This is a genomic window from Pseudomonas sp. NPDC089752, assembly GCF_044748725.1.
Taxonomy (GTDB): domain Bacteria; phylum Pseudomonadota; class Gammaproteobacteria; order Pseudomonadales; family Pseudomonadaceae; genus Aquipseudomonas.
The window spans coordinates 124,086-146,207 of record NZ_JBIVGP010000008.1; the positions used below are offsets into that span (position 1 = coordinate 124,086).

At 61.8% G+C, this 22,122-nt stretch carries 27 protein-coding genes; 16 read left to right on the plus strand and 11 right to left on the minus strand.

Going from position 1 to position 22,122, the window contains the following annotated elements:
* The first annotated feature begins 136 nt into the window (after positions 1–136).
* The 11 genes from ACIPZF_RS15305 (at position 137) to ACIPZF_RS15355 (ending at position 9,065) form a co-directional block, all read left to right on the plus strand.
* The gene (locus ACIPZF_RS15305; RefSeq protein ID WP_400800793.1) at positions 137–1,018 is read left to right on the plus strand and encodes a Dyp-type peroxidase; all 882 of its coding nucleotides are present in this window, start codon (positions 137–139) and stop codon (positions 1,016–1,018) included.
* 89 nt (positions 1,019–1,107) lie between these two features.
* Complete coding sequence (locus ACIPZF_RS15310) at positions 1,108–2,016, plus strand: aldo/keto reductase (protein ID WP_400800796.1); 909 nt, start codon at positions 1,108–1,110, stop codon at positions 2,014–2,016.
* 2 nt (positions 2,017–2,018) lie between these two features.
* On the plus strand, positions 2,019–3,326 hold the full coding sequence (locus ACIPZF_RS15315) for an NTP/NDP exchange transporter (RefSeq protein ID WP_400800798.1): 1,308 nt from the start codon (positions 2,019–2,021) through the stop codon (positions 3,324–3,326).
* A gap of 114 nt (positions 3,327–3,440) precedes the next feature.
* A complete protein-coding gene (locus ACIPZF_RS15320; RefSeq protein ID WP_400800801.1) occupies positions 3,441–3,623 on the plus strand; it encodes a general stress protein in 183 nt (60 codons plus the stop codon).
* A 62-nt stretch (positions 3,624–3,685) separates the two neighbouring features.
* Positions 3,686–3,883, plus strand: a complete 198-nt coding sequence (locus ACIPZF_RS15325) for a hypothetical protein (RefSeq protein ID WP_400800804.1) — start codon at positions 3,686–3,688, stop codon at positions 3,881–3,883.
* 18 nt (positions 3,884–3,901) lie between these two features.
* Positions 3,902–5,236, plus strand: a complete 1,335-nt coding sequence (locus ACIPZF_RS15330; RefSeq protein ID WP_400800807.1) for an iron-containing redox enzyme family protein — start codon at positions 3,902–3,904, stop codon at positions 5,234–5,236.
* Positions 5,236–6,189, plus strand: coding sequence for a methyltransferase (locus tag ACIPZF_RS15335; protein ID WP_400800810.1), 954 nt, complete (start codon positions 5,236–5,238; stop codon positions 6,187–6,189). The genes ACIPZF_RS15330 and ACIPZF_RS15335 overlap by 1 nt, the downstream gene beginning before the upstream one ends.
* A gap of 4 nt (positions 6,190–6,193) precedes the next feature.
* Positions 6,194–7,351 (plus strand): carboxylate-amine ligase, encoded by a 1,158-nt coding sequence (locus tag ACIPZF_RS15340; protein WP_400800811.1) that lies wholly within the window; start codon positions 6,194–6,196, stop codon positions 7,349–7,351.
* 51 nt (positions 7,352–7,402) lie between these two features.
* On the plus strand, positions 7,403–8,002 hold the full coding sequence (locus tag ACIPZF_RS15345) for a nucleosidase (RefSeq protein WP_400800814.1): 600 nt from the start codon (positions 7,403–7,405) through the stop codon (positions 8,000–8,002).
* A 66-nt stretch (positions 8,003–8,068) separates the two neighbouring features.
* Entirely contained in the window at positions 8,069–8,206 is a 138-nt protein-coding gene (locus tag ACIPZF_RS15350; protein WP_400800817.1) for a PSPA7_2676 family Cys-rich small protein, read from the plus strand.
* A gap of 10 nt (positions 8,207–8,216) precedes the next feature.
* Complete coding sequence (locus ACIPZF_RS15355) at positions 8,217–9,065, plus strand: Ku protein (RefSeq protein ID WP_400800820.1); 849 nt, start codon at positions 8,217–8,219, stop codon at positions 9,063–9,065.
* A 114-nt stretch (positions 9,066–9,179) separates the two neighbouring features.
* On the opposite strand, the gene ACIPZF_RS15360 is transcribed toward ACIPZF_RS15355, so the two are convergent.
* The 5 genes from ACIPZF_RS15360 to ligD are packed head-to-tail and all read right to left on the minus strand — an operon-like array spanning position 9,180 to position 14,740.
* Positions 9,180–9,842, minus strand: a complete 663-nt coding sequence (locus ACIPZF_RS15360; protein ID WP_400800823.1) for a glycosyltransferase — start codon at positions 9,840–9,842, stop codon at positions 9,180–9,182.
* Complete coding sequence (locus ACIPZF_RS15365; RefSeq protein ID WP_400800825.1) at positions 9,839–10,438, minus strand: class I SAM-dependent methyltransferase; 600 nt, start codon at positions 10,436–10,438, stop codon at positions 9,839–9,841. Before ACIPZF_RS15365 ends, ACIPZF_RS15360 begins: the two co-directional genes overlap by 4 nt.
* Before the next feature lie 11 nt (positions 10,439–10,449).
* Positions 10,450–11,205 (minus strand): PIG-L deacetylase family protein, encoded by a 756-nt coding sequence (locus tag ACIPZF_RS15370; RefSeq protein WP_400800827.1) that lies wholly within the window; start codon positions 11,203–11,205, stop codon positions 10,450–10,452.
* Positions 11,202–12,245 carry an acyl-CoA dehydrogenase gene (locus tag ACIPZF_RS15375; RefSeq protein ID WP_400800828.1) on the minus strand — a complete coding sequence of 348 codons (1,044 nt, stop codon included), beginning with the start codon at positions 12,243–12,245 and terminating at the stop codon, positions 11,202–11,204. The genes ACIPZF_RS15370 and ACIPZF_RS15375 overlap by 4 nt, the downstream gene beginning before the upstream one ends.
* Entirely contained in the window at positions 12,242–14,740 is a 2,499-nt protein-coding gene (gene ligD / locus ACIPZF_RS15380; RefSeq protein WP_400800830.1) for a DNA ligase D, read from the minus strand. Before ligD ends, ACIPZF_RS15375 begins: the two co-directional genes overlap by 4 nt.
* Positions 14,741–14,883: 143 nt before the next feature.
* Here ligD and ACIPZF_RS15385 point away from each other — a divergent pair, with 143 nt between their 5' ends.
* Complete coding sequence (locus ACIPZF_RS15385) at positions 14,884–15,345, plus strand: phosphotransferase system, HPr-related protein (RefSeq protein ID WP_400800833.1); 462 nt, start codon at positions 14,884–14,886, stop codon at positions 15,343–15,345.
* Between the two features lie 298 nt (positions 15,346–15,643).
* Here ACIPZF_RS15385 and ACIPZF_RS15390 read toward each other — a convergent pair whose 3' ends face one another.
* From ACIPZF_RS15390 to ACIPZF_RS15410, 5 genes are read right to left on the minus strand one after another with little or no spacing between them, the layout of a single operon-like run.
* Positions 15,644–16,072 (minus strand): hypothetical protein, encoded by a 429-nt coding sequence (locus tag ACIPZF_RS15390; protein ID WP_400800835.1) that lies wholly within the window; start codon positions 16,070–16,072, stop codon positions 15,644–15,646.
* Positions 16,073–16,100: 28 nt separating this feature from the next.
* The gene (locus ACIPZF_RS15395) at positions 16,101–17,060 is read right to left on the minus strand and encodes a lysylphosphatidylglycerol synthase domain-containing protein (protein WP_400800838.1); all 960 of its coding nucleotides are present in this window, start codon (positions 17,058–17,060) and stop codon (positions 16,101–16,103) included.
* Positions 17,060–18,262: a cardiolipin synthase ClsB gene (gene clsB / locus ACIPZF_RS15400; RefSeq protein WP_400800841.1), complete on the minus strand. Its 1,203-nt coding sequence runs from the start codon at positions 18,260–18,262 to the stop codon at positions 17,060–17,062. The genes ACIPZF_RS15395 and clsB overlap by 1 nt, the downstream gene beginning before the upstream one ends.
* Positions 18,259–19,044: an endonuclease/exonuclease/phosphatase family protein gene (locus ACIPZF_RS15405; RefSeq protein ID WP_400800844.1), complete on the minus strand. Its 786-nt coding sequence runs from the start codon at positions 19,042–19,044 to the stop codon at positions 18,259–18,261. The genes clsB and ACIPZF_RS15405 overlap by 4 nt, the downstream gene beginning before the upstream one ends.
* Entirely contained in the window at positions 19,041–19,958 is a 918-nt protein-coding gene (locus ACIPZF_RS15410) for a DUF72 domain-containing protein (protein WP_400800847.1), read from the minus strand. Before ACIPZF_RS15410 ends, ACIPZF_RS15405 begins: the two co-directional genes overlap by 4 nt.
* A 152-nt stretch (positions 19,959–20,110) precedes the next feature.
* On the opposite strand from ACIPZF_RS15410, the gene ACIPZF_RS15415 reads away from it, so the two are divergent.
* The 4 genes from ACIPZF_RS15415 to ACIPZF_RS15430 all read left to right on the plus strand — a co-directional run bounded on the left by ACIPZF_RS15415 (position 20,111) and on the right by ACIPZF_RS15430 (position 21,874).
* Entirely contained in the window at positions 20,111–20,503 is a 393-nt protein-coding gene (locus tag ACIPZF_RS15415) for a low affinity iron permease family protein (protein WP_400800850.1), read from the plus strand.
* A gap of 45 nt (positions 20,504–20,548) precedes the next feature.
* Positions 20,549–21,100, plus strand: coding sequence for an ATP-dependent Clp protease proteolytic subunit (locus tag ACIPZF_RS15420; protein WP_400800853.1), 552 nt, complete (start codon positions 20,549–20,551; stop codon positions 21,098–21,100).
* Between the two features lie 147 nt (positions 21,101–21,247).
* Positions 21,248–21,463 carry a general stress protein gene (locus ACIPZF_RS15425; RefSeq protein WP_400800856.1) on the plus strand — a complete coding sequence of 72 codons (216 nt, stop codon included), beginning with the start codon at positions 21,248–21,250 and terminating at the stop codon, positions 21,461–21,463.
* A gap of 141 nt (positions 21,464–21,604) precedes the next feature.
* On the plus strand, positions 21,605–21,874 hold the full coding sequence (locus ACIPZF_RS15430; protein WP_400800859.1) for a DUF6555 family protein: 270 nt from the start codon (positions 21,605–21,607) through the stop codon (positions 21,872–21,874).
* Between the two features lie 36 nt (positions 21,875–21,910).
* Here ACIPZF_RS15430 and ACIPZF_RS15435 read toward each other — a convergent pair whose 3' ends face one another.
* Complete coding sequence (locus ACIPZF_RS15435; RefSeq protein ID WP_400800862.1) at positions 21,911–22,081, minus strand: hypothetical protein; 171 nt, start codon at positions 22,079–22,081, stop codon at positions 21,911–21,913.
* Positions 22,082–22,122 lie beyond the last annotated feature (41 nt).

Sequence of the window (22,122 nt, forward strand, 5' to 3'; positions counted from 1 at the left end):
CTAGGCTGGGCCTTGACGATAGCTACTGGCAATGCATGCGTTCTTGGTAACCTTTTGTAAACGGAACGTTGCTGCCGCGTTGCGAGCGCGCGCCGCGCACAGTAGCATTCGCGCTTTTGCCAAGGATTCGCCTGTCATGCCGTTCCAGCAAGGTCTGCTTGCCACTCCGGTGCCTGCCCACGCCCGTCACCTTTTTTTCACCCTGCACTCGCCCGAAGCACTGCCAGCTGCACTCGATGCGCTGTTGCCACAGGTCGATGGCCAGCACCTGATTGTCGGCATCGGCGCGCCCCTGGTGAAGGCGCTGGGCCGCGAAATTCCGGGCTTGCGTGCTTTTCCGCAGCTGGATGCGGCGGTGCACAACCCCAGTACCCAGCATGCGCTGTGGCTGTGGTTGCGTGGTGATGAACGAGGCGATTTGCTGCTGCAGGCACAAGCCTTGGAACACGCGTTGGCGCCTGCGCTGCACCTGGTCGACACCGTCGACGGCTTTTTGCACCGCGGCGGTCATGACCTGACAGGCTATGAGGATGGCACTGAAAACCCGGTCGACCAGCAAGCCATGGAAGCAGCCATCGTCGCGACGGCTCTGCCAGGCCTGGCGGGCTCCAGTTTTGCTGCTTTCCAACTGTGGAAGCACGATCTGGAATACTTCAAGTCACTGCCGCAGGTAGATCAGGACAACATCATCGGTCGTCGCCTGAGCGATAACGAAGAGCTCGACGACGCCCCAGCGTCGGCCCATGTCAAGCGCACCGCCCAGGAAAGCTTCGAGCCGGAGGCATTCATGGTGCGTCGCTCGGTGGCCTGGGCCGACAACCGCGGCGCAGGCCTGGCTTTCGTGGCCCTCGGCCACAGCCTGGACGCCTTCGAAGTGCAATTGCGGCGCATGAGCGGCCTCGAAGACGGCATCATCGACGGCCTCTACAGGTTCAGTCGCCCGCTGACAGGGGGGTATTACTGGTGCCCGCCCATGGCCGGGTCGGTTCTGGACCTCAGCCTCTTGCTACAAGCCTGATCACTAAATATCCAGAAACAGAATCACCGATCGACGCGCGTCCTGGCGGCTAGCCTTAAAAGTTTCCGACCTATGACGGGAGCTTTTCCATGTATGCACGTCGCGATGTCCTACGCGCCGGGGCGGCTTTGGGCCTGCTCGCTACCGCCCCTTGGCTGCATGCTGCGCCCTCCGCTGGCCTGCTGACCCGCAAGGTACCGTCCACCGGCGAAGCGTTGCCGGTGATCGGGGCCGGTACTTCCGGCAGCTTCGAGGTCGACGCCGGCTCGCCTGAGTACCAGCAACTCAAAATAGTGCTCAAGGCGTTTTTCGACGGCGGTGGCAAAGTCATCGACACCTCGCCCAACTATGGCGGAGCCGACCGCATCCTCGGCCAGTTGCTGGAGGAGGGCGGTTGGCACCGCCAGTGCTTCATCGCCACCAAGATCGCCGCCGACAGCCGCGACGATGCCCAAGCGCAATGGGCCGGTACCCTTGAAAGCCTGCGTACCGACAAGGTCGACCTGCTGCAGATCCACAACCTGCGTGACTGGAAGACTCAATTGCCCTACGCCCGCGAGCTCAAGCAACAGGGCAAGACCCGCTATGTCGGCATCACTCACTATTTGAACAGTGGCCAGGATGAAGTCGCGGACATCGTGCGCAGCGAGCCACTGGACTTCATTCAGATCAATTATTCAGTCAATGCCCCTCAAGCGGCGCGCGAGCTGCTTCCCCTGTGCCAGGACAAAGGCGTGGCTGTGCTGATCAACCGCGCTTTCGACGATGGGCGCCTGTTCGCCAGGGTCAAAGATCGGCCCTTGCCAGCCTGGGCAGCGGAGGCGGGGGTCGGCAGCTGGGCGCAACTGTTCCTGAAGTTCGCCATCAGCCATCCGGCCGTGACCACGGTGATCCCTGCGACCAGCCGCCCTGAGCGCCAACTCGACCAGCTCAAGGCCGGCCACCACCCCTTGTTGAGCCAGGCGCAGCAACAGGCGCTGATTCAGCAGTTTTCCTGACCATGGTCAACTGGCGCAGAGGGCTGAACATCCAACCGGGAGAGGGCCCGGCCGTGGCCGCCGGTTTGGCGCTGTTCTACTTGCTGTTCACCGGCTATTTCATGCTGCGACCGGTACGCGAAACCATGGGCGTGGCAGGCGGCGTGGAAAACCTGCAATGGCTGTTCACCGGAACGTTCATCGCTACCTTGGTATGCCTGCCGCTGTTCGGCTGGCTGGCTTCAAGGGCACGCCGGCGGCAGATTCTGCCCTGCACCTACGGTTTCTTCGCCAGCAACCTGTTGTTGTTCGCCGCGCTGTTTGCCCGCGACCCCGACAATTTGTGGAACGCACGGGCGTTTTATATCTGGTTGTCGGTGTTCAATCTGCTGACCATATCGCTGGCCTGGAGCGTTCTGACCGACCTGTTTTCCACCGAGCAAGGCAAGCGCCTGTTCGGCTTGCTGGCCGCGGGCGCCAGTCTGGGCGGCCTGAGCGGGCCCATTCTGGGCACGCTGCTGGTCGCGCCGCTCGGCCATGCGGGCCTGGTGGCGTTGGCCGGCGTGTTTCTGATAGCCAGCATTACTGCAGCTGCTTACCTTCAGCGCTGGCGTGACCGCCAGCCACTGCCAGCCCATAGCGATCAACCTGCCTCCAAACCTTTGGGCGGTAATCCATTCACGGGCGCAACCGCCGTGATGCGCTCACCGTATCTGCTGGGCATCGCCTTTTTCGTGGTGCTGCTGGCCAGCGTCAGCACCTTCTTGTACTTCGAGCAGGCGAGGATCATCAGCGAGACATTTACCGATCGTACCCGCCAGACCCAGGTGTTCGGTCTGATCGACAGCGTGGTGCAGGGCCTGGCGATCATCACCCAGGTGTTCATCACTGGCCGCCTGGCCAAACGTATGGGCGTAGGGGTGCTGCTGGTGGCAGTACCGCTGGTGATGGCGGTAGGCTTCGTCTGGCTGGCCCTGGCGCCGGTATTTGCGGTTTTCGTGGTGGTGATGGTGGTGCGGCGCGCAGGGGAGTACGCCCTGGTACGTCCAGGACGGGAAATGCTGTTCACCGTGCTGCCAGCCGAAGATAAATACAAAGCCAAGAACTTCATCGACACGGTGGTCTACCGCGGCGGCGATGCGCTTAGCGGCTGGGTCAAGCGCGCACTGGATGTGCTGGGTGACCATCCGCAGCTGGCAATGTTCATCGGTGCGCTGATCGCCCTTGCCTGGGGTGTCACCGGAGGCTGGTTGGGACGGCGCCAGCGGCAGCTGGACAAGGAAAGCCCTTCGTCCGCTGGCGCGCCAAATACTTCACCGCCGCTTATTTAATGCCACCGGTCCGAACCCATCGCAATAAAACGAATCCTTCGATATCGCCGAACTCCGACTCTATGTACGGCATTATTGCCGTGCAAATCCCGAAGTCATATGAGGTTTTGCACCATGGACAAGAAAGATAAGGGCAGTGCCGGCAGCCAGGCGGGTCATGGCAGCCAGGGCGGTTCGAAAAATCCTGGTAACTTCGCCAATGACCGCGAGAAGGCATCCGAAGCCGGTCGCAAAGGGGGCCAACAGTCCGGTGGTGGCCACACCAACGACACCAGCCGCAAAGGCGGGCGTTCGTAAGTGACGCAGCGCAGTGTCGGGGCAACCTGGCACTGCGATTCACCCCGGCACGAGGACTTCCCATGCGTTTGACTCCATTGTTCGCCTTACTCGGCAGCCTGACCCTAGTTGGCGGCTGCTTCGATCGTGACAGCGACCACCCGGCCAAGGATGCCGATCACAGTAAGCCTTCGCTGCAGATGCAGCAGAACACTGAGAAACCTGCGCCACAACCTGCACCAGGGCCTGAGCCGATGCCTCGCGAAGGCCAGAGTCAATAAGCAGACGAGGAGGGCGGTATGACGGTCTTGTCTCGCAACAGCCTACCCCTGACGCCGGCACCGACCGCGCACGTTTCCCTCGCCAATCGCTATGAGTCTTTGTTGAACGGCGACGCCAATGGCATTCCCCCATGGCTGGCTGAACAACTTTCGCTGACTCACGCCCGCCCGGATGACCTGCCAGACAGCGCGGATCAGCTGCATGCCTGGAGCGCTCAGCATGCCGCGCAAGTGGCTGCTGATCATGCCGAGTACCTGGAGCAGCGCCGCCAGGGCGCCCCTCGTCGATATTTCGCCAACCGCGCCCAGGCGTTGTGGTTCATTCAGCAGGTCGCGCCGACCAAGGCAGTGGACGGTGCCTGGCTTTTCGGCACCTTGCGCCATTGGCAGGATCCGCGCTTTCACGGCCTGATTCGCACCTACCTCGAGGAGCTGGGCGAAGGCGACCCGCGCTGCAACCATGTGCTCATCTACCAGCGCCTGCTGAGTCGGTTGGGTTGCCTGGAGCCCTTTGAGCTGGACGATGACCGTTACCTTCAAGGCGTACTTCAGTTGGCGCTGGGCATGTGCGCGGATGATTTTCTGCCTGAAGTGATCGGCTACAACCTTGGCTATGAACAGCCGCCGTTGCATCTCTTGATCACGACACATGAGCTCGCTGAATTGGGCATAGATGGCTACTACTTCCAGTTGCACGTGACCATCGACAATGCTGCCAGTGGCCATGCCAGCAAAGCCATCCATGCCGTCCAACAGCTGTGTCCTCAGGGCGACGCCGAAGCATTCTATCAACGGGTGCGGCATGGCTACCGGTTGAACGATCTGGGCACTGACACGCCTACCCTGATCAGCCGCTTCGACCTTGAAGCACAGCTCTTGGCGCTACTGGCACGCAAGCGCGTGTTCGGCCAGTTCATGCACGCCGACCGTTGCCGTTTGCAGCAACGTACGGTCAACCAGTGGTTGGCCGACCCGGAGGCGATGCCGGCCTTCTTGCAAGCCTTGCAGGCGCAAGGCTGGATCAAGCGTGGGCAAGATCCCGCCGACAGCCGATGGTGGTCGCTCATCGATGGCCCCAGCGCGCCCATGTTCGGCGTGTTCAATGCCTACGAAAAGCAGCTCTGGCATGACTGGATCGCGGACGGTTGGCAAACGCCCCAGCGCCGGGTACCGCCAGGCGCCTGGGAAGCTGAACTGAACCAGACGTTGGCGACGCCAGCGCGCGAAGCCACGGCCGACATCGACACCCTGCTTGCCTGTATGGCAGGTAAACGCCATGCCCTGCCGGAAGGCCTGCAAGCTACCCGTGCATACCTCAAGGCTACCGGTCTCGCCCAGGAGAGCCCACACTGATGATGCTCACTCCCCAGCAAGTTCAGGCTGACGAAGCGTTGCTACGGCTTGGGCAACGCCTGCGTGCAGATGGCTATCGCTTCACCTGCGTGACGCCCGCCACCCATGCCCGGAACAACGCCAGGCAGGGCACGGAGCAGGCGCGCAACCTGCGTGATGTGTTTGGCTGGAGTCGGCCCTTCGCTGCTTCGCTGATATCGAATGATGAGCTGGACCAGTTGCAAAGTGCGCGAGTGCTGTCAGAGGAAGGCGAACTGCTGCGTAGCCAGATTCGCTGGTCCAGCCTCGACGACCTGCTGCTGGTGCATTCCGCTTATCCCACCGACGCCAATGATGCGGTGTTTTTCGGCCCGGACAGCTACCGCTTCGCCCAGGTCATACACGACCACCTGCAACACAGCCCATTGCGCGTCGAACACGCCGTGGACATTGGCTGCGGCAGCGGCGTCGGCGCTCTGGTAATCGCTCGCGCTGCCCAGCATGCCCAGGTAACCGCGGTCGACATCAACCCACTGGCCTTGCGCTACACCGCCATCAATGCGGCGCTGGCCGGGGTCAGCAATGTGTCGATCCAGTCCAGCGACCTGCTTAACGGGCTCAGCGGCAACTTCGATCTGATAGTGGCTAACCCGCCTTACATGCTGGATGCCGGTCAGCGTACCTATCGCCATGGCGGGGGAAGCCTGGGTGCGCAGCTGTCATTGCGCATCGTCGACCAGGCGTGCGAGCGTCTGAGCCCTGGTGGCGCCTTGCTGCTGTACACCGGTGTGGCGATTGTCGAGGGTCGCGACCCGTTGCTCGAAGCGATTCGCCTGCGATTGGCCGGGCCGGAATGGGCGTGGGTATACCGTGAAGTGGACCCCGATGTGTTTGGTGAACAGCTGCATGAGCCGGGCTACGAGCACGTCGAGCGCATCGCCGCAGTGGCGCTGACCGTAAACCGCAGTGCCTGACGCCATGTCTCGCTTCTGCACATTCGGAATCGAAGAAGAATACCTGTTGCTGGACCTGGCAAGCAGGCGGGTGCTGACAACCCCCTCGACCCACATTGCCAAGCGCTGTCGTAATGTTTTGGGCAAGCACTTCGCCGACGAGATGTTCCTCAGCCAGATCGAGCTGGCATCCCCTGTGTTCGGCAATCTTCTGGAAGCGCGCAGGTTCATCCTCGATAGCCGCTCGCGGCTGATCGAAACGCTGGCCGAAGAAGGCGCAGGCCTGTACTGCGCAGCCAGCCATCCCAATGCACCGTGGCTGCGCCAGAAGGCCAGGCCCACAGCACATTATCAGCAACTGTTCGAAGATTATCGGCATGTCGCACGGCGCAGCCTGCTCAATGGGCTGCACGTACACGTCGGCGTGCCTGCCGGGCATGACCGCATGCAATTGATCAATCGCGTGTTGTACTGGCTGCCGTTGCTGCTGGCATTGAGTGCCTCGTCGCCGATGTGGATGGGTCAAGTGACCGGCTACATGAGCTATCGCCGGGTGATTTGCGGGGAATGGCCGCATATGGGGCTGCCGGAGCCCTTGCAAGACTGGTCAGCCTACCAGCGGTATCGGGCGCTGCTGCAACGCACCGGCGCGCTGGCCGCGGAGGGTGATTTCTGGTGGGCGATACGGCCTTCCCGGCGTTTCCCGACCGTGGAGCTTCGCATCTGCGATGCCTGCCCCAACCTCGAAGACGCGCTGTGCCTGGCCGGCCTGTTTCGTCATCTGGTGGAACACTGCCTGCAACCGGCTCGTCAGGCCGCCCCCATCAGCCGTGAACTGCGCTGGGTAACCCAGGAAAACTACTGGCGCGCGCTGCGCTATGGGCGCCTGGCCGAGTTCATTGGGGTACATGAGCAGCAACCGGTCACCGCGCTTGGCTGGCTATCGCAACTGCAAAGCTGCTACCCCGCCCAGACCCTTGATGCCGAATGGGCATTCAACCGAGCTGAACGTATTCTGCGCGAGGGCAGCAGCGCCGATCTGCAGCTGGCTTGTTGGCGGCAGGCACGCGAAGGCGGGGCAAGCAACAGCCAGGCGTTGAATGCGATCGTGGATCAGGTGCTGGCTCAGGCACGTGGGCAGTCAGGGCCGCAACCCACCACGGCGGCGCTTGCATTACGCTAGCGTTCGCCGAAAATGGCGGCGTCCATCGCAAGCCATTTGGAATGCCGCTCCATGATGCTGATCAAGCAATTCCCTGACATCACGCTGGCCGATACGCTGTTCGTCTTCGCACTCGAGGCCGAAGCCGGGTCGGTGTTCAGCCACGTCAACACCGTCTTCACCGGCATCGGCAAGGTCAATGCCGCCATCGCCCTGACCAAGGCCATTCACCGGCAGCGCCCCAAGCTCATCGTCAATCTCGGCTCGGCCGGCAGCCAGCGCTACGGCAAAGGCGAGGTGGTGTGCTGCACGCGCTTCGTGCAGCGCGACATGGACGTCACCCCGCTGGGGTTCGCCCGTTACGAGACACCGCTATCGGACATACCGGTGCTGCTCGAGCACGGACAAGCGATCCCAGGGTTGCCCCAGGGCACTTGCGGCAGTGGCGACAGCTTCGAGGTCAACCATGGCGAGTCGCCGTATGACATCGTCGACATGGAAGCCTATGTGCTGGCGCTGATCGCCCGTAGCGAAGGCATCCCCTTCGTATGCCTGAAATACATCTCCGACGATGCGGGCAGCGATGCAGCAGGCGATTGGTCCGTGCAGGTGCACCTGGCCGCCGAAGCGTTCCAGCGAGCGCTGTTCGACCCGGCCAGGCAATCTGAGTAAACCTTCGCGCCGCCACGCAGTCATTTCAAGTAAGCGCCCGGCATTTCCGGGCCAAGGAGGTGGCTGATGACCCTTGTCTGCCTGCTGCGTGGCTGCCACTGGCGTGCCATGGCCAACCCCGAAATCGTCGGGCTGCACTGCCAGCATTGCGAACGCTGTGGCGCCTTGCGCTACTGCCAGCCCGGCCAACCCCTGCAACCTTAGGAGGTATGCCATGGCCAGGGCAATCTGGAAAGGCGCCATCAGTTTCGGCCTGGTGCATATCCCGGTCTCTCTCAATACCGCAGTGCGCACGGAGCGTGTCGATTTCGACTGGCTCGACAAGCGCAGCATGGAGCCTGTGGGCTACAAGCGCATCAACAAGGTGACTGGCAAGGAAATCGACAAGGACAATATCGTCAAGGGCGTCGAGTACGAAAAAGGGCGTTATGTGGTGATCAGTGAGGAAGAAATCCGCAAAGCCCGTCCTGAAGCTACCCAGACCATCGATATCTTCTCCTTCGTCGCCGCCACCGACATTCCGTTGCAGCATTTTGATACCCCGTATTACCTGAGCCCGGACCGGCGTGGCGGCAAGGTTTATGCGCTGCTGCGCGAAACCCTGGAAAGCACCGGCAAGGTGGCCCTGGCCACCGTAGTGCTGCACACCCGCCAGCACCTGGCGCTGCTTCGCCCGCTTGACGATGCATTGGTGATGATCACCTTGCGTTGGCCTGAGGAGGTGCGGGGGTTGGAAACGCTGGAACTGGACAAGAGCGTGACCGAGACCAAGGTCGACAAGCGCGAACTGGACATGGCCAAGCGCCTGGTCGAGGACATGAGCGGTGAGTGGGCGCCTGATGAATACCACGATGCGTTTCGCCAGACCATCATGGACCTGGTGGAAGAGAAGGCCAGCAAGGGCAAGATCAGCGTGGTGGACAAAGGCGAGGGCGGCGATGCCGAGAAAAGTGCCGATATCATCGACCTTACCGAGCTGCTCAAGCGCAGCCTTGGGGGCAAGGCTGGCAAGAAAGCGCCTGCTGAGAAAAAGCCGGCCAGGAAAACTCGTAAAGCTTCGTGAAAGCAGGCCCGGCGCCTTCGCGGGCAAGCCCGCTCCCACAGGATCACCACTACCCATCAGGCTGGTGGAGAACCTGTGGGAGCGGGCTTGCCCGCGAAGGGGCCCGAGAAAACACTAGGGAATCTGCGCCTGCAAACCCGACAGAAAATCCCCAAAGCCCTCCCTAGCCCGGCTATCGATGCGGCTACTGGTCGCAACACTGTGCTTGGCCGTCCACACGATCTGCGCACCACTGGCCTCCAGGTCGCGCACAAGCTGCACATCCTCGTGCGCCTGCAGCGGCTGAAAGCCACCCACGCGCTCATAGGCGCGCGCACAAACCCCAAGATTTGCCCCATGAATATGCCGATGCCCCTCGCAGGCCTGATAGCCGCTGAGGTACAGCTTGCGCAACGCCGCACGCTGCCACGGTTGCCATCGCTCGATATGCACGGTGCCACACACGACCTCGGCACTGCAGCCCAGTTGCGACAGCAACCAATGCGGCGGCACCTGGCTGTCGGCATCGGTACAGGCCAACCACCGGGCACCGCGCTCGAGCATCAACGCTGCACCTAAGCGCCGGGCCATGCCGACACTGCCGGCATCGACCGCCAGCGTTTCCACGCCAAAGCGCTTGGCCACTGCTGCACTGCCATCGACACACCGGTCCAGCACTACCAACACTTCGACCTGATGGCCAGCCTGCTCAGCCAAGGCCACCGCCGCACCCATGGCCTTCAGGCAACGCCCCAGCCGCCGCGCTTCGTTGTGCGCCGGAATCACCACGGCAATCATGAGCACGTCTCGTTCAGATCGACCACGCTGGGCTGGCAGGACCAGTATTCCAGCAGAAAATCCGCCTCTTCATGGCGTACCACTGGATACAACGGCAGGTGCCTGGCCAGCAGCTGGTGCACTTCACGACCATCCTGCGGGCAGCCTGAAATCGGATGGCGCCAGTGACAAGCCAGCAGGCCTCCATCATCGCTCAGGCTGGCGACAGACTGCTCGATCACCTGCAACCAATCGGTAGGGTCGAGGTAGTAGCCGACCTCGCTGAGCACGATCAGGTCGAAACTGCCCCCTGGCCAGTCCACCGGCAAGCGGCCCGTAGCGACGGACGTATTGTGGCTGCCTGCCAGGCGCTGACGGGCCAACTGCACGGCAGTCGGGTCCAGGTCCTGGCACAGCAGTTCGGCGCAGCGTTCAGCCAGCCCGGCGCTCAACTCGCCATTGGCACACGCCGGTTCGAACACGCGCTGGTAACACTGGCGCGGCAGGCTGGCCAACATCAAGTCACGCTTGCGTCGCTCATACCAGCGGGTGCGAAACGCCCAAGGGTCCTCATTGTCGGCATACAGGTTGGCGAAATACTGGGCATCGAGGCTCATGACGTCTCTCTTTACAGAAAAATCAGTTCGAAGGGTTGCAACAGGCAATCGAGCAGGTTGGCAGGCAATACCGGCGGGCGCTGCTCGTCAGACTCCAGCTGGCTGTGGTGCGCGGCGATCGCCTGGCGCTTGCGCGCCACGCGTGCTTCATCCAGCTGCAGGCGATGAGCCCTTGGCCAGGGCAAGCGCGCATCGTCAGGCTGCGCCCAGTGCCAAGCCCACACCGGCACTTCGACCAATTGGACACCGCGCGCAAGCGCGGCCTGAGCTGCGGCGCGACCGAGCGCTTCGTGATCGCAATGGCCATCGCCGCGCCAGGTGGTCATCAACAGGTCGTCGGGTTTGAGCAATTGGTTGAGGTGGTTGACCAGAAAAGCCTCATCACGCGGCAGTCCACCGTCCTTGAGATGTAGCCGGCGCCAATCCAGATTGTTGAGATCCAGATCCAGCTGTTGCAACGCATGCCGACTTTCCAGCGGCCTTTGCCGGCGCAGGCGATGTTCGGTCCAGGTCGACGAGTCGGGATGGCTGCCTTCACCATCGGTGGCGGAAATCAGCAGCAGGTCCTGCTCGCGGCCGTGCATGCCGGCCAGCAAACCACCCGCCATCAGTATTTCGTCGTCCGGGTGCGGTGCCAGAAGCACCAGGCGCCGGCCCGGGGGCAGGAGCTGTTGCGGGGTGATCCAGGTCGCACGGGCCAGGTGCGCGGACTGCTGCCAATCCGCCCAGGCCGTGCCTGAACTGGCCTGAATAAGGTTTTCCTTCATAGCTGCCAGGCTCCTGCCGGTACGTGCGCCAGCTGTTGTCCGAGGGTGGCCAGATCGCGTTCGGCATGGCTCTGGCGCAGAAAAACCGGAAGATCGGCGCTAAGCCGGGCGAAATGGGCGTTGCGACAGAAGGGGGTGGCGCCCAGAGCGCGTCCCACATGATGAATGACCTGTTCGACCGCCTGTTCGACCTGGGCACGCACGCGCCGCACTTCAAAGCTGGCATCGGCGGCAGGGTGCAGGTCGATCCACGCGGCGCATTCGCGCAAAGCGGCGCGGGCGCCGAACAGCGCTGCATCTACCGCACCCAGGTGGGCGTGGGCATGGACATCTGCCCGAGGCTTGCGGCAGTGCTCGCGCAGGTAGTCGGCCAATGCTTCGCCAGCGCCATACCAGCAGGCCGCGATACCGGCACCGCCATGCCAGAAGCCTGGGCGGGAGAGGTATTGGCCCGAATGGCCGACCGCGATGCCCGGGGTGTCGTCAAACGCGACCTCCACGCTTGCCGTGATGCCCATGCCCACCGCTTGCCAATGATCGATCTGCAGGCTATTGCGGGTATGGGTCAGGTCGATCGCCACCAGCTGCGGCAGGTCGTTATCGGCCCAGGCCGTAATCAACGCGTGATCGATCTGCAACGCCCCGGAGCACCACGCCTTGCGCCCGCTCAGGCAGACCTCGTCACCACTGCGGGCAACGATCTGGGCACGGGCATCCGGCGGCTCGGCAGCCCATACGCCCCATATCCCTTCACCCGCCAGCGGTGTTGCACCGCACTCGGCCAAGATCGCCAGGGCGTCGGTATGGCCTTCATACAGCTTTGCCAGTGCCAGGTCGCATCCGGCAATCCGCGCCAATGTCTGCCATCGCTGCAAGGTATCGCCGTGACCCGGCAGCGGCAGCAGGTCGAGATGGCCAGCCCGCAGGGCCTGCATCAGTTGGGCTAATTGGGCGTCCAGATTGAGGGCCTGCGGCCGCTCACTGAAGGTGCGTAGCAAGCTGTCCAGCGTGTCCAGATTGAAATCCTGAATGATGCTCATGCCATCCCCATCTGTTTGCGCATGCGCGCGGTGATCGATTGCCGGGTCTTGCCCATTGCCGCCCACGGGTCGTCGACTTCTGCCAGGCGTTCGTGCAGGTTGCCGATGTGCCATTGGTTGGCGCCTTTCAGTTGGCCGAGTTCCTCACGCCATATGGGCACCGACACCGGCAACCCTTCGCGGGCGCGCAGGGAGTAGGCGCAGGCCGTGGTAGCGCCTTTGCCGTTGCGCAGGTAGTCGATGAAAATACGCCCAACGCGGTTTTTCGGGCCGGACACCGCGCTCAGGCGGTCGGGGAACAGCTTGGCCAGGTAGCTGACGATCGCGTGGCTGAAGTCCTTGACCTCATCCCAGCCGGCACGTCGGGTCAGCGGCACTACCAGGTGCATGCCTTTGCCGCCGCTGGTCTTGAGGAATACCTGCAGGCCCAGCTCGTCGAGCAGGGTCAATGTCAATTGCGTGGCTTCGATCATGGCTTTCCACGGCAGTGCAGGGTCCGGGTCGAGGTCGAGTACGAAGCGGTCGGGTTTCTCGAAGTCCTGGTCGGTGGCATTCCAGGTGTGCAGTTCGAGCATGTTCATCTGCACCGCGCCAAGCAAGGTGTCGGGGCGGTTGATGACCATCGCCGCCTGGCCCGCTTCGGCCTTGTCATAGGTAACAACGTTGGCGATCTGCAGCTGGCCGGCATTTTTCTGGAAGAACAATTCGCCGCTCAGGCCCTCCGGAGCGCGGACCAGTGCGACCGGGCGGTCCTTGAGCTGGGGCAGGATCAACTCGCTGACACTTGCGTAATACTCGGCAACCTGGCGTTTGGTCGCGCCGATGGTGGCGTCTATCACCCGGTCTGGGTGCGTGAGACGCAAGTCGCCGAGGTCTTCGTCCTGCTCTGCAGGCTTGCGTTTGGTGATCTTTTTTGCAGGCATGGCACGCTCCAGGTCGATGGCGCTGGCAGGTTTGTCGTCGCGCAGGCCATGGAATACCGAGTGGCGCACGATTCCATCGCGGGTCATCTGCGCGTACGAGACTTCGGCCATCAGTTGCGGCTTGAGCCAGTGCACGTCGCGGGCCTCGGCGCCGGTCGGCGGCTGGGGCAGGGCGGGTTTGGCAACTTCCAACGGTTTGAGGCGGGCGTGAATGCTGTCCAGCGTCGTGGCACTGAAGCCCGTGCCTACCTTGCCCGCGTAATGCAGCTCGCCGCTGTCGGGGTCGTGCAAGGCCAGCAGCAAGGCGCCGAAGCCACTACGACTGCCTTTGGGGTCAGTGAAACCGACGATCACGAACTCCTGGCGCTGCTTGCACTTGAGCTTGATCCAGTCGGCGCTGCGCCGGCCGATGTAGGTGCTGCCGGCGCGCTTGCCGATCAGGCCTTCGAGCTCCAGGCGACAGGCGCTGTCGAGCAGTGACTGCACCGGCTGATCGAAATCGGCGGAAAATTCGAGGACCTCGGATGCGTCGTGCTCAAGAAGCTGACGCAGCGCTTCGCGCCGGTCCTCCACCGGCTGTTCGCGCAGGTCCCGGCCGCCCAGAAAGGGCATGTCGAACAGGTAGTAGCGAATCTGCCCGTCCTCTTCGGTATCGAAGGCATTCTGCAGGGCCTGGAAGTCGGCCACGCCGTTCTCACCATTGACCACCATCTCCCCATCGAGCCAGGCCGAGTCGACACCCAATGCGCGCAGTGCAGCCACTTGCCGGGGCATCTTGCTGCTCCAGTCATGGCCATTGCGCGTGAACAGGCGTACATCGTCGCCCTCGATGCGGGCAAGAATGCGATAGCCATCGAATTTGACTTCATAACGCCAGTCGCCCTGGGGCGGCGAGTCGACCAGGGTTGCCAGCTGAGGCTGTAACTTATCGGGCAAGGCGACTTTCTTACCGGCACTGGCACGACTGCGCTTGGCCGGTTTGCCGGGCTTTTGTGCTTTTGCCGCGCCACGGGGGACCAGGGTGCGATCACTGATCACGCTGTCAGGTTGCGCTTCGACGATGCTGTATTCGGCCTCGCTGCGCGCCTGGCCGTCGTGGGACTTGACCAGCATCCATTGCTCTTTCTTGCCAGCCAGGTGGGTGCGGAACAGGTTCCACACACCGCTGAGCTTTTCACCCTGCAGTCGGAACCGCAGTTTGCCCTTGGCGTAGGCCTGGTGTGCGTCACCCTCGGGTTCCCAGACCCCTCGGTCCCAGACGATCACATCCCCAGCGCCGTAGTGGCCTTCCGGGATATTGCCTTCGAAATCCGCGTAGTCGAGGGGGTGATCCTCCACATGCACAGCCAAGCGCCGCACTTTGGGGTCCAGCGACGGGCCCTTGGGAATGGCCCAGCTTTTCAGCGTGCCGTCCAGCTCGAGCCGGAAATCGTAGTGCAGGTGGCTGGCATCGTGCTTCTGGATGCAGAACTGCAGGGCATGCGCCGCTTTGGATCGACCACGCTTGCCACTGGGCTCGGGCGTGGCGTTGAAGTCACGCTTGCGCTCATATTCCTCCAAGGGCTTGGCCATATCAGGCTCCAGATAGGGTGGCGGTCCTTAATTTGGGAGGCAGCGGGCGAGTTGGGAGTTCAAAAAATTACATGCACGAAAAACTCTGAATCTCGGCCGTTCTGCGCAGTCGACCAGTTACAACCTTCTGATGGAGAGCCGACATGAGCCAGCCCACTGATCGCAAGCCTTACACGCCCAGCGAAATCGACGACACCGAGGACCGCATGGGCAGCGTGCATGAACTGGACTTCAATGAACGCAATGACGAGCGCAAGGGGCGTATCGGCGATGAACGCCCGGCCTCGGAAGTGGACAAGGAGTTTCCGCCGCAGCGTGTGGCGGAGAGTGGCATGACCGGTGGTGAGGCGCTGACCGACAGCCTGCATGAAGATAACGTCACTGATGACGACCTCAGCCCCGACACTTTGCTGGATGAGACGGGTGCACGTGACCCTTACGAGCCTGGCGATGGCGGCGGGCCGGCGGATCAAGAGCTGCGCGAAGTCGATGCCCGTGAGATTGGTGGAGGCATTGGCCTGGATGAAGCCGAGCTGGCCCGTTCCGCGCCACTGGATGGCGAGCCGTGGACGGACGATGTGGCGGACGAGCCGCCAAAGCAGTGATGTCCGCGTGGGAGCGGCTTCAGCCGCGAAACAGACGACGCGGTGAATGGCACCGGCTTTGCCGGTGATCGCGGCTGAAGCCGCTCCCACCAGAATAGTGAGTCCGGCTGATCCCAAAACGGTGATGTCTCATGTGTGGTGTGGGAGCGGCTTCAGCCGCGATACAGACGACGCGGTGAATGGCACCGGCTTGCCGGTGATCGCGGCTGAAGCCGCTCCCACAGGGATCGCGCAGCTTTTTAAGTTTTGTGGAAGACAGTTGCTCCCACAGGATGATCGTGTCTGCCAGATCCACGAACTAATGGGTCTGCCAGATGCCGTTGCTGCGTTCGCAGTCCGTGCGGGCCTGGCCCAGGCTAGGGGTGTCGTAGTAATACGTGACAACCCGGGCATCCTTGGGCAGGGCAGGCTTGGTCGACGGCTCATCGCGCCCCGCAGATTTCGGATTGGCCAGGCTCTCCTGGGTCAACGGCGCAATGCAACTGCCGACGCTGCCATCCGCGCAGCGCGGCACTTTATGTTTTTCGGTGTTGAGCATCTCCTTGCTCTCATTGCTGCACGACCAGTTGATCGCCTCGGCGGGCATGTTGCTGTAGCTGTAGCAAGTCCGCCCCTCCACCGGTTTTATGGCTTCACTCGACGAGCGCGTCGTCACCTCACAGGCTTCGGCCAGCACCTCTGCGCTGGCCAGGCTGCCCAGCAGTATCATCAGCACGGATACACGCATGTGTCACCTCCCGGGCCTCGGCCCGTTTTCAGGTCTTGCGCAAGGTCGCTTCGCCGCGCTGGCGCATGGCCCGCGCACGCTTTTCCAGTACCAGGTAGGTAATCACCGCCAGCAGCAGGGGTATCAGGTAATACAGGGTGCGATAGCCCAGCAACGCCGCGACCAGGCTGCCCTGGCTCAGCTGGCCGTGCAGCAGGGCAAGAAACACCGCTTCCAGTACGCCCAGCCCCGCTGGAATGTGCGCAACGACGCCTGCCACGCAGCTGATCAGCAGGATCCCGAGGATCGACGGGTAGAACAGGTCGTTCGGCAGCAACCAGTAGATCAACAGCGCCATCAATGCCCAGTTGCTCGCGCCCAGCGCCACTTGGCACAACGCCAGACGCAGCGAAGGCAAGGTGATCTCATGCTCTCGTATGTGCCAGGTGCGTCGTTTGGAGAAGCCGCAGGCGACGAGATAAGCCGCCGCAACGCCGAGCAGCAGAAAACCGATCATCTGCAGGCCGGTTACGCCTACCGCCCAGCTTTCCGGTAACTTGACCAGACGCAACGCGAAGACCGTGCCCGCCAGCAACATGTAGCCCATCCAGTTGGTCAGCAAGCCCAGCGTCAGAATCTTGGTGATGGTCGGCGTATCCAGGCCCAGCCGCCCATACAGCCGATAACGCAGGGCAACGCCGCCGACCCAGGTGGTGAAGTTGAGGTTGAACGCATAGCAGACGAAAGCCACCGGCAGCACTTGGCGCGCGGGCAGGTGGTGCCCGGTATAAGCCCGTGCCAGGAGATCGTAGCTGGCGAACGTCAGGTAGCTGCACATCGCCAGGCCCAAACCGATGATCAACGTGCTGGGTTTGTAAGCGACCAACGACTGCCGCACCTCGTTCCAGTCCAGATTGCGCGCCAGCATGTACAGCAAGGCCGGGATCAGAATCAGGAACAACAGGGTCAGCACGCGCTTGCCCCAGGTCTGCCAGGTTTTTTGCGCCATCAGGTATTGCCCTCATGCAAATCGCCCTGGGCCTGCATCTCAGGTTGTACCGAGCGAAGCTTTTGTCGGTGAGCGGGGAACCAGCCCGCAATGCGGGGGAAGTAGCGGGTGAGGTGGAAGCCTACGAAGATCAGCGGCGCCCGCCACCAGTAGCCGCGGATCATTCGTTCCAACGTCACCGCTTTGCAGTGTTCACCGGCCAGAGAGGCGAGGTGCTGGTACAGGTGCTGATTGAAACGGCGATCTCGGATCAGCAGGTTGGCCTCGAGGTTGAACGACAGGCTCAAGGGGTCGAGGTTGCTCGAACCCACCGTCGACCATTCATCGTCCATCAATGCCACCTTGCCGTGCAGGGGGCGTTGGCAATACTCGTGAATGTGCACGCCATCACGTAGCAGATAGTTGTACAGCAACCGAGAGAGCGCACGGACCCAGCGCATGTCCGGTTGCCCCTGCAGGATCAGCGTCACCTCGACCCCCCGCCGTGCAGCGTTGCGCAATTCGCGCAAAAGCCGATAGCCCGGGAAGAAGTAGGCGTTGGCTATCACAATCCGATGCCGCGCAGCACGGATAGCCTGCAGATAACACGCCTCGATATCGCTGCGGTGTTGCGTGTTGTCGCGCTCGACCAGTACCGCACTGACGCCGCCGGCAGCCTGGCTGAGCGGCCGCACCTCACTGGGTGGGTCGAGCACCGGCGCCATCAGCCGTTTACTGGACGCATGCAACTGCGCCACGACCGGCCCACGCACCTCCACCGCATAGTCCTGCTTGGCCATTGGGCCAAAATCGCCCAGGTGGTCGGCGCTGTAGTTGATGCCACCAATGAAGCCTCGTTCGCCGTCGATCACCACGATCTTGCGATGCAAGCGGCGGAACAGGTTGGTGCGCATGCCCGCTACGCGTGGCTGCGGGTCGAACGCATGGAAACTCACGCCGGCTTCGGTCATGGCCGAAATGAAGCCATCCGGCAGGTCCGCAGTGCCGTAGCCATCCACCGCCAACTCTACCCGTACGCCGCGCTGCGCGGCATCGATCAACACTTGCTGCAGTTGCTGGCCGACCTTGTCATCGAAAATGATGAAGGTTTCCAGGAGAATCTCTTTGCGTGCCTGCGCCATCGCTTCGAACACGCGAGGGTAATATTCTTCGCCATTGATCAACAGCTCGACGCTGTTGCCCTCTACCCAAGGTCTGTTCACAAGTTGATCTCCGCAGCCAGAGGGGCATGATCCGACAGGTGCGACCATGGATATTTGGAAAGCACCTGAGCCTTGCTTACCTTGGCGTTGCGCAAGTAGATGCGGTCAAGGCGCAGCAGTGGCAGGCGCGCCGGGAAACTGCGTGCCGGCGCACCAAACCGCTCACCGAACGCTTCCGCGAGGTGTCGGGTAAGCACGGCATCGGCCTTCAGCCGCCAATCGTTGAAATCGCCTGCGACGATCACCGGGGCATTGGCTGGCAGGCTATCGAGCAAATCCAGAAGCAGTCGCACCTGATCTTGCCGGTGGGTTTCGCGAAGACCGAGGTGCACACACACCGCATGCACTTCCTCATGACCCGGAACGTTCAGCCGACAATGCAGCAAGCCGCGCTCCTCGTTGCCCTTTATCGTGACGTCGAGGTTGCGGTGATCGGCAATCGGGAATTTCGACAGCAGGGCATTGCCATGATCGCCATGCGGGTAGACCGCATTGCGCCCATAAGCGAACTGCGGCCACATGCTGTCGGCAAGAAACTCGTACTGCGGCGTGTCGGGCCAGGTCGGATGACGCAGCGCATGCTGTTCATGGCTGCCGTGGACTTCCTGCAGGAACACAAGGTCTGCATCGGTGGCACGGACCGCTTCACGCAGCTCCGGCAGGATGAAACGCCGGTTCAAGGCGGTGAATCCTTTGTGTACGTTGATCGTCAGCACATTCAGCCGATGGACCGTGGTGATACGGTCGATGATGCACTCAGGCTTGGGCAGGGTCTTGTTCACAATGCCACCTCCGGTTCCACGCCGGGCTCAGTGACCAGCTCACCTGCCAGTTCGAGTTTTTCCAGCAGGCGCCGCGCGTCGAACGGGGCGTGGACCTTCTGGTCGTTATCGAAGTAGCAGTAGATATCCCGCGATGCGCGCCGATGCGGCTGCCGTTCGACGATCAGATGTGCATCGTCGGGTTGGCTGCCCTGGCTCCATCTTTCAATGCGCTGCTTCCACCTGCGCAAGGCGCGGGCGGTATAGCCACTACTGTAGAGCTCGACATCGCCATGCAGGCGCATGTACACGAAATCAGCGGTTACGTCTTCGACGTATGGCCACTTGCCTGCACTGTCAGCCACCACCAGTGCCACGCGATGTTTGCGCAACAACTGCACGAACGCCTCGCACAGAAAACTTTCGTGGCGTATCTCCACGGCATGGCGCAGGCGCGCGTTGCCACGGATATCGGTGCCGCCATTGCCCTGCAGACGTTCGGCGCAGTGCCGAGCGCAATCACGCGCAGCTTTGCGATCCCGTGGCAGCAATTCAAGAAAGCGGGAAAAACGTTCTTCGTCGAACTTCATGTTGGGCGGAAACTGCCAAAGGATCGGCCCCAGTTTCTTGCCAAGCAGCAACAGGCCCGAGGCGAAGAAGTTGGCCAGCGGCTCCTCGATGTCCTTGAGCCTGCGCACATGGGTGATGAAGCGCGGACCTTTGACCGAAAACACGAAGTCTTCAGGTGTATCGTCTCGCCACTGCTGATAACGCAGCGGCGTCTGCAAACTGTAGAACGACCCATTGATCTCGATGCTGTTGACCGCTCGCGAAGCAAATGCCAGCTCGCTGTTCTGCGGCAGGCCCTGGGGATAGAAGTCCTTGCGCCACGGGGTATAGCGCCATCCGGAAATACCGATGCGGATATCACTCACGCTGTCGTCCTCATTGCTGTCCCTTGAATAGCGACCCGGCCGACAGGGCAACGGTTCAGGCTGTTTGACAAATGGCCGGCAAGGCGGTGCAGGGGAACTTTGCGCCCGCCGGCGATTCCACCGAAGGACGAATGGTGGTGAGGAACCTGAGCATGAAATTCGACCGCTTCGCCCAATGGCTGGCCAACTTCACCGGCCGCCCGATGTCCTTTGCCGTCGCGCTGCTGTTGATACTGGCCTGGGGCGTGAGTGGGCCGTTGTTCGACTACAACGATACCTGGCAATTGGTGATCAACACGTCCACCACCATCATCACGTTTCTCATGGTATTCCTCATCCAGAACACCCAGAACCGCGACAATGACGAGTTGCATATCAAGATCGACGAGCTGTTGCGCACAACCAAACGCGCTCACAAGGCGTTGCTCGACCTCGAAGACATGGACCCCGCGCAGTTGCATGCACTGCGCAAGCAATACCAACTGATGGGCGAACACGGGGAACCCAATGGACCAATCGCCACACGGGACGACGCACGCGACTGAGAGCCGCCCAACCTTGCGCAGCGACCCGGCAATCTGGAGGCACGCATGGCCAGACACATCATCCACTTCACCGGCCCGATCAATTCATCCACCTGCGGCAACCTGATCAACACCTGCTCCAAGGCGTTGCAGCAAGGTGTCGAGGTGCTGCAGCTGAACATCGCGACGATGGGCGGGGAATGCAGTTACGGCTTCACCCTCTACAACTTCTTGCGAACGTTGCCCGTGCCAGTGCACACGCACAACCTGGGTACCGTGGAATCGATGGGCAATATCCTGTTCCTCGCTGGCGAACACCGTACGGCCTGTGCACGCAGCAAGTTCCTGTTTCACCCCTTTCATTGGACGCTGCACGGCTCGGTGGATCATTCCCGCATGGCCGAATATGCGATGAGCCTGGACTATGACTTGCGCCTGTATGCGCAGATCGTCGCCGAGCGTACTCAGGGCAGCACCGAGGTGCTGGACGTTCCACGCTATTTGATGGCCTATCCACGCATCCTGGGGCCGCAGGAGGCGCTGGAGAGCGGGATGATCCACGCCATCGACGAAATGCCGATCGAAGCAGAAACCACCCAATGGAGCGTTCACGCATAGTTCAGGCGCAAGTATTTGTGGGCTTTAAGTTTGGTGCCGCCTGTCAGCTGCATGCATCGGCATTGAGCAGATCGTTGCGCCAATGGCTCGGAAACTAGGCATGGCAACGTTCATGCGTCCAACCCTCGAATCGCAAGGAGAAACGACATGGCTCGTGATCAAGAGCGAACCAGCCAACGTGGCGGCACCAAGGAAACCAACCCCGGCAATTTCGCCAACGACCGCGAACGAGCATCCCGAGCTGGCCACAAAGGCGGCCAGGCATCGGGCGGCAACTTTGCCAATGACCGCGAACGGGCTTCGCAGGCTGGCCGCAAAGGTGGCCAGAACAGCCACGGCGGGGGCCGTCCGCAACAGGGTTGAGCCACTGCCAGATCCGAGGGCCCGCGAGCGTCCGCTCTGCGGGCCGCATTGGAGAGCAATTGTTCGACAATTTTTTTGAATCTTTGCCGCCAGGCATCACTCAATGACTAAGTCATCCATGGAGAAGAGGAGGGCCCCGTGATGCCTAATCCGCAGCTGTACATCATTGACTACCAACTGCATGGGGAACAGCGCAGTTTCATCATCCGCATGGAGCGGATGGATAACGCCGAGGCCTGGCATTGGGCGAGTTGTGATGCGGGTATCGGCATCATTCCAAAGTTCGGCCGGGAAAAAATCAAGAAGGTCAGCCGGCCGATGGCTGAGCGTTATGGGATCACCGCTGTGAGTTGGCGCCTGTCGGGAGGCAAGCCGAGCCAGCCAGTGGGAGATTCGGCCGTCATCAGCTGAAAGCAGGAGCGGGCTTCGAGGCCCGCTCCAGTGGTGTCAGGCACCCGACTCCGGGTCGCTGGCCGGGACGCCCGGACGGTTTTGCTCATCGTCGGCAACATTGGGATCTGCATCCGGATCGTCATTGCGATCATTGGGTTGTTCCGGATCCAGCTCGGGCCAGTCATCCTGGGCGCTACCGCCGCCCATTCGCAGTATCTCGCTCATCACGATCTCCTTGGTGGCATGTGCAATTTAGAGTGCAATGC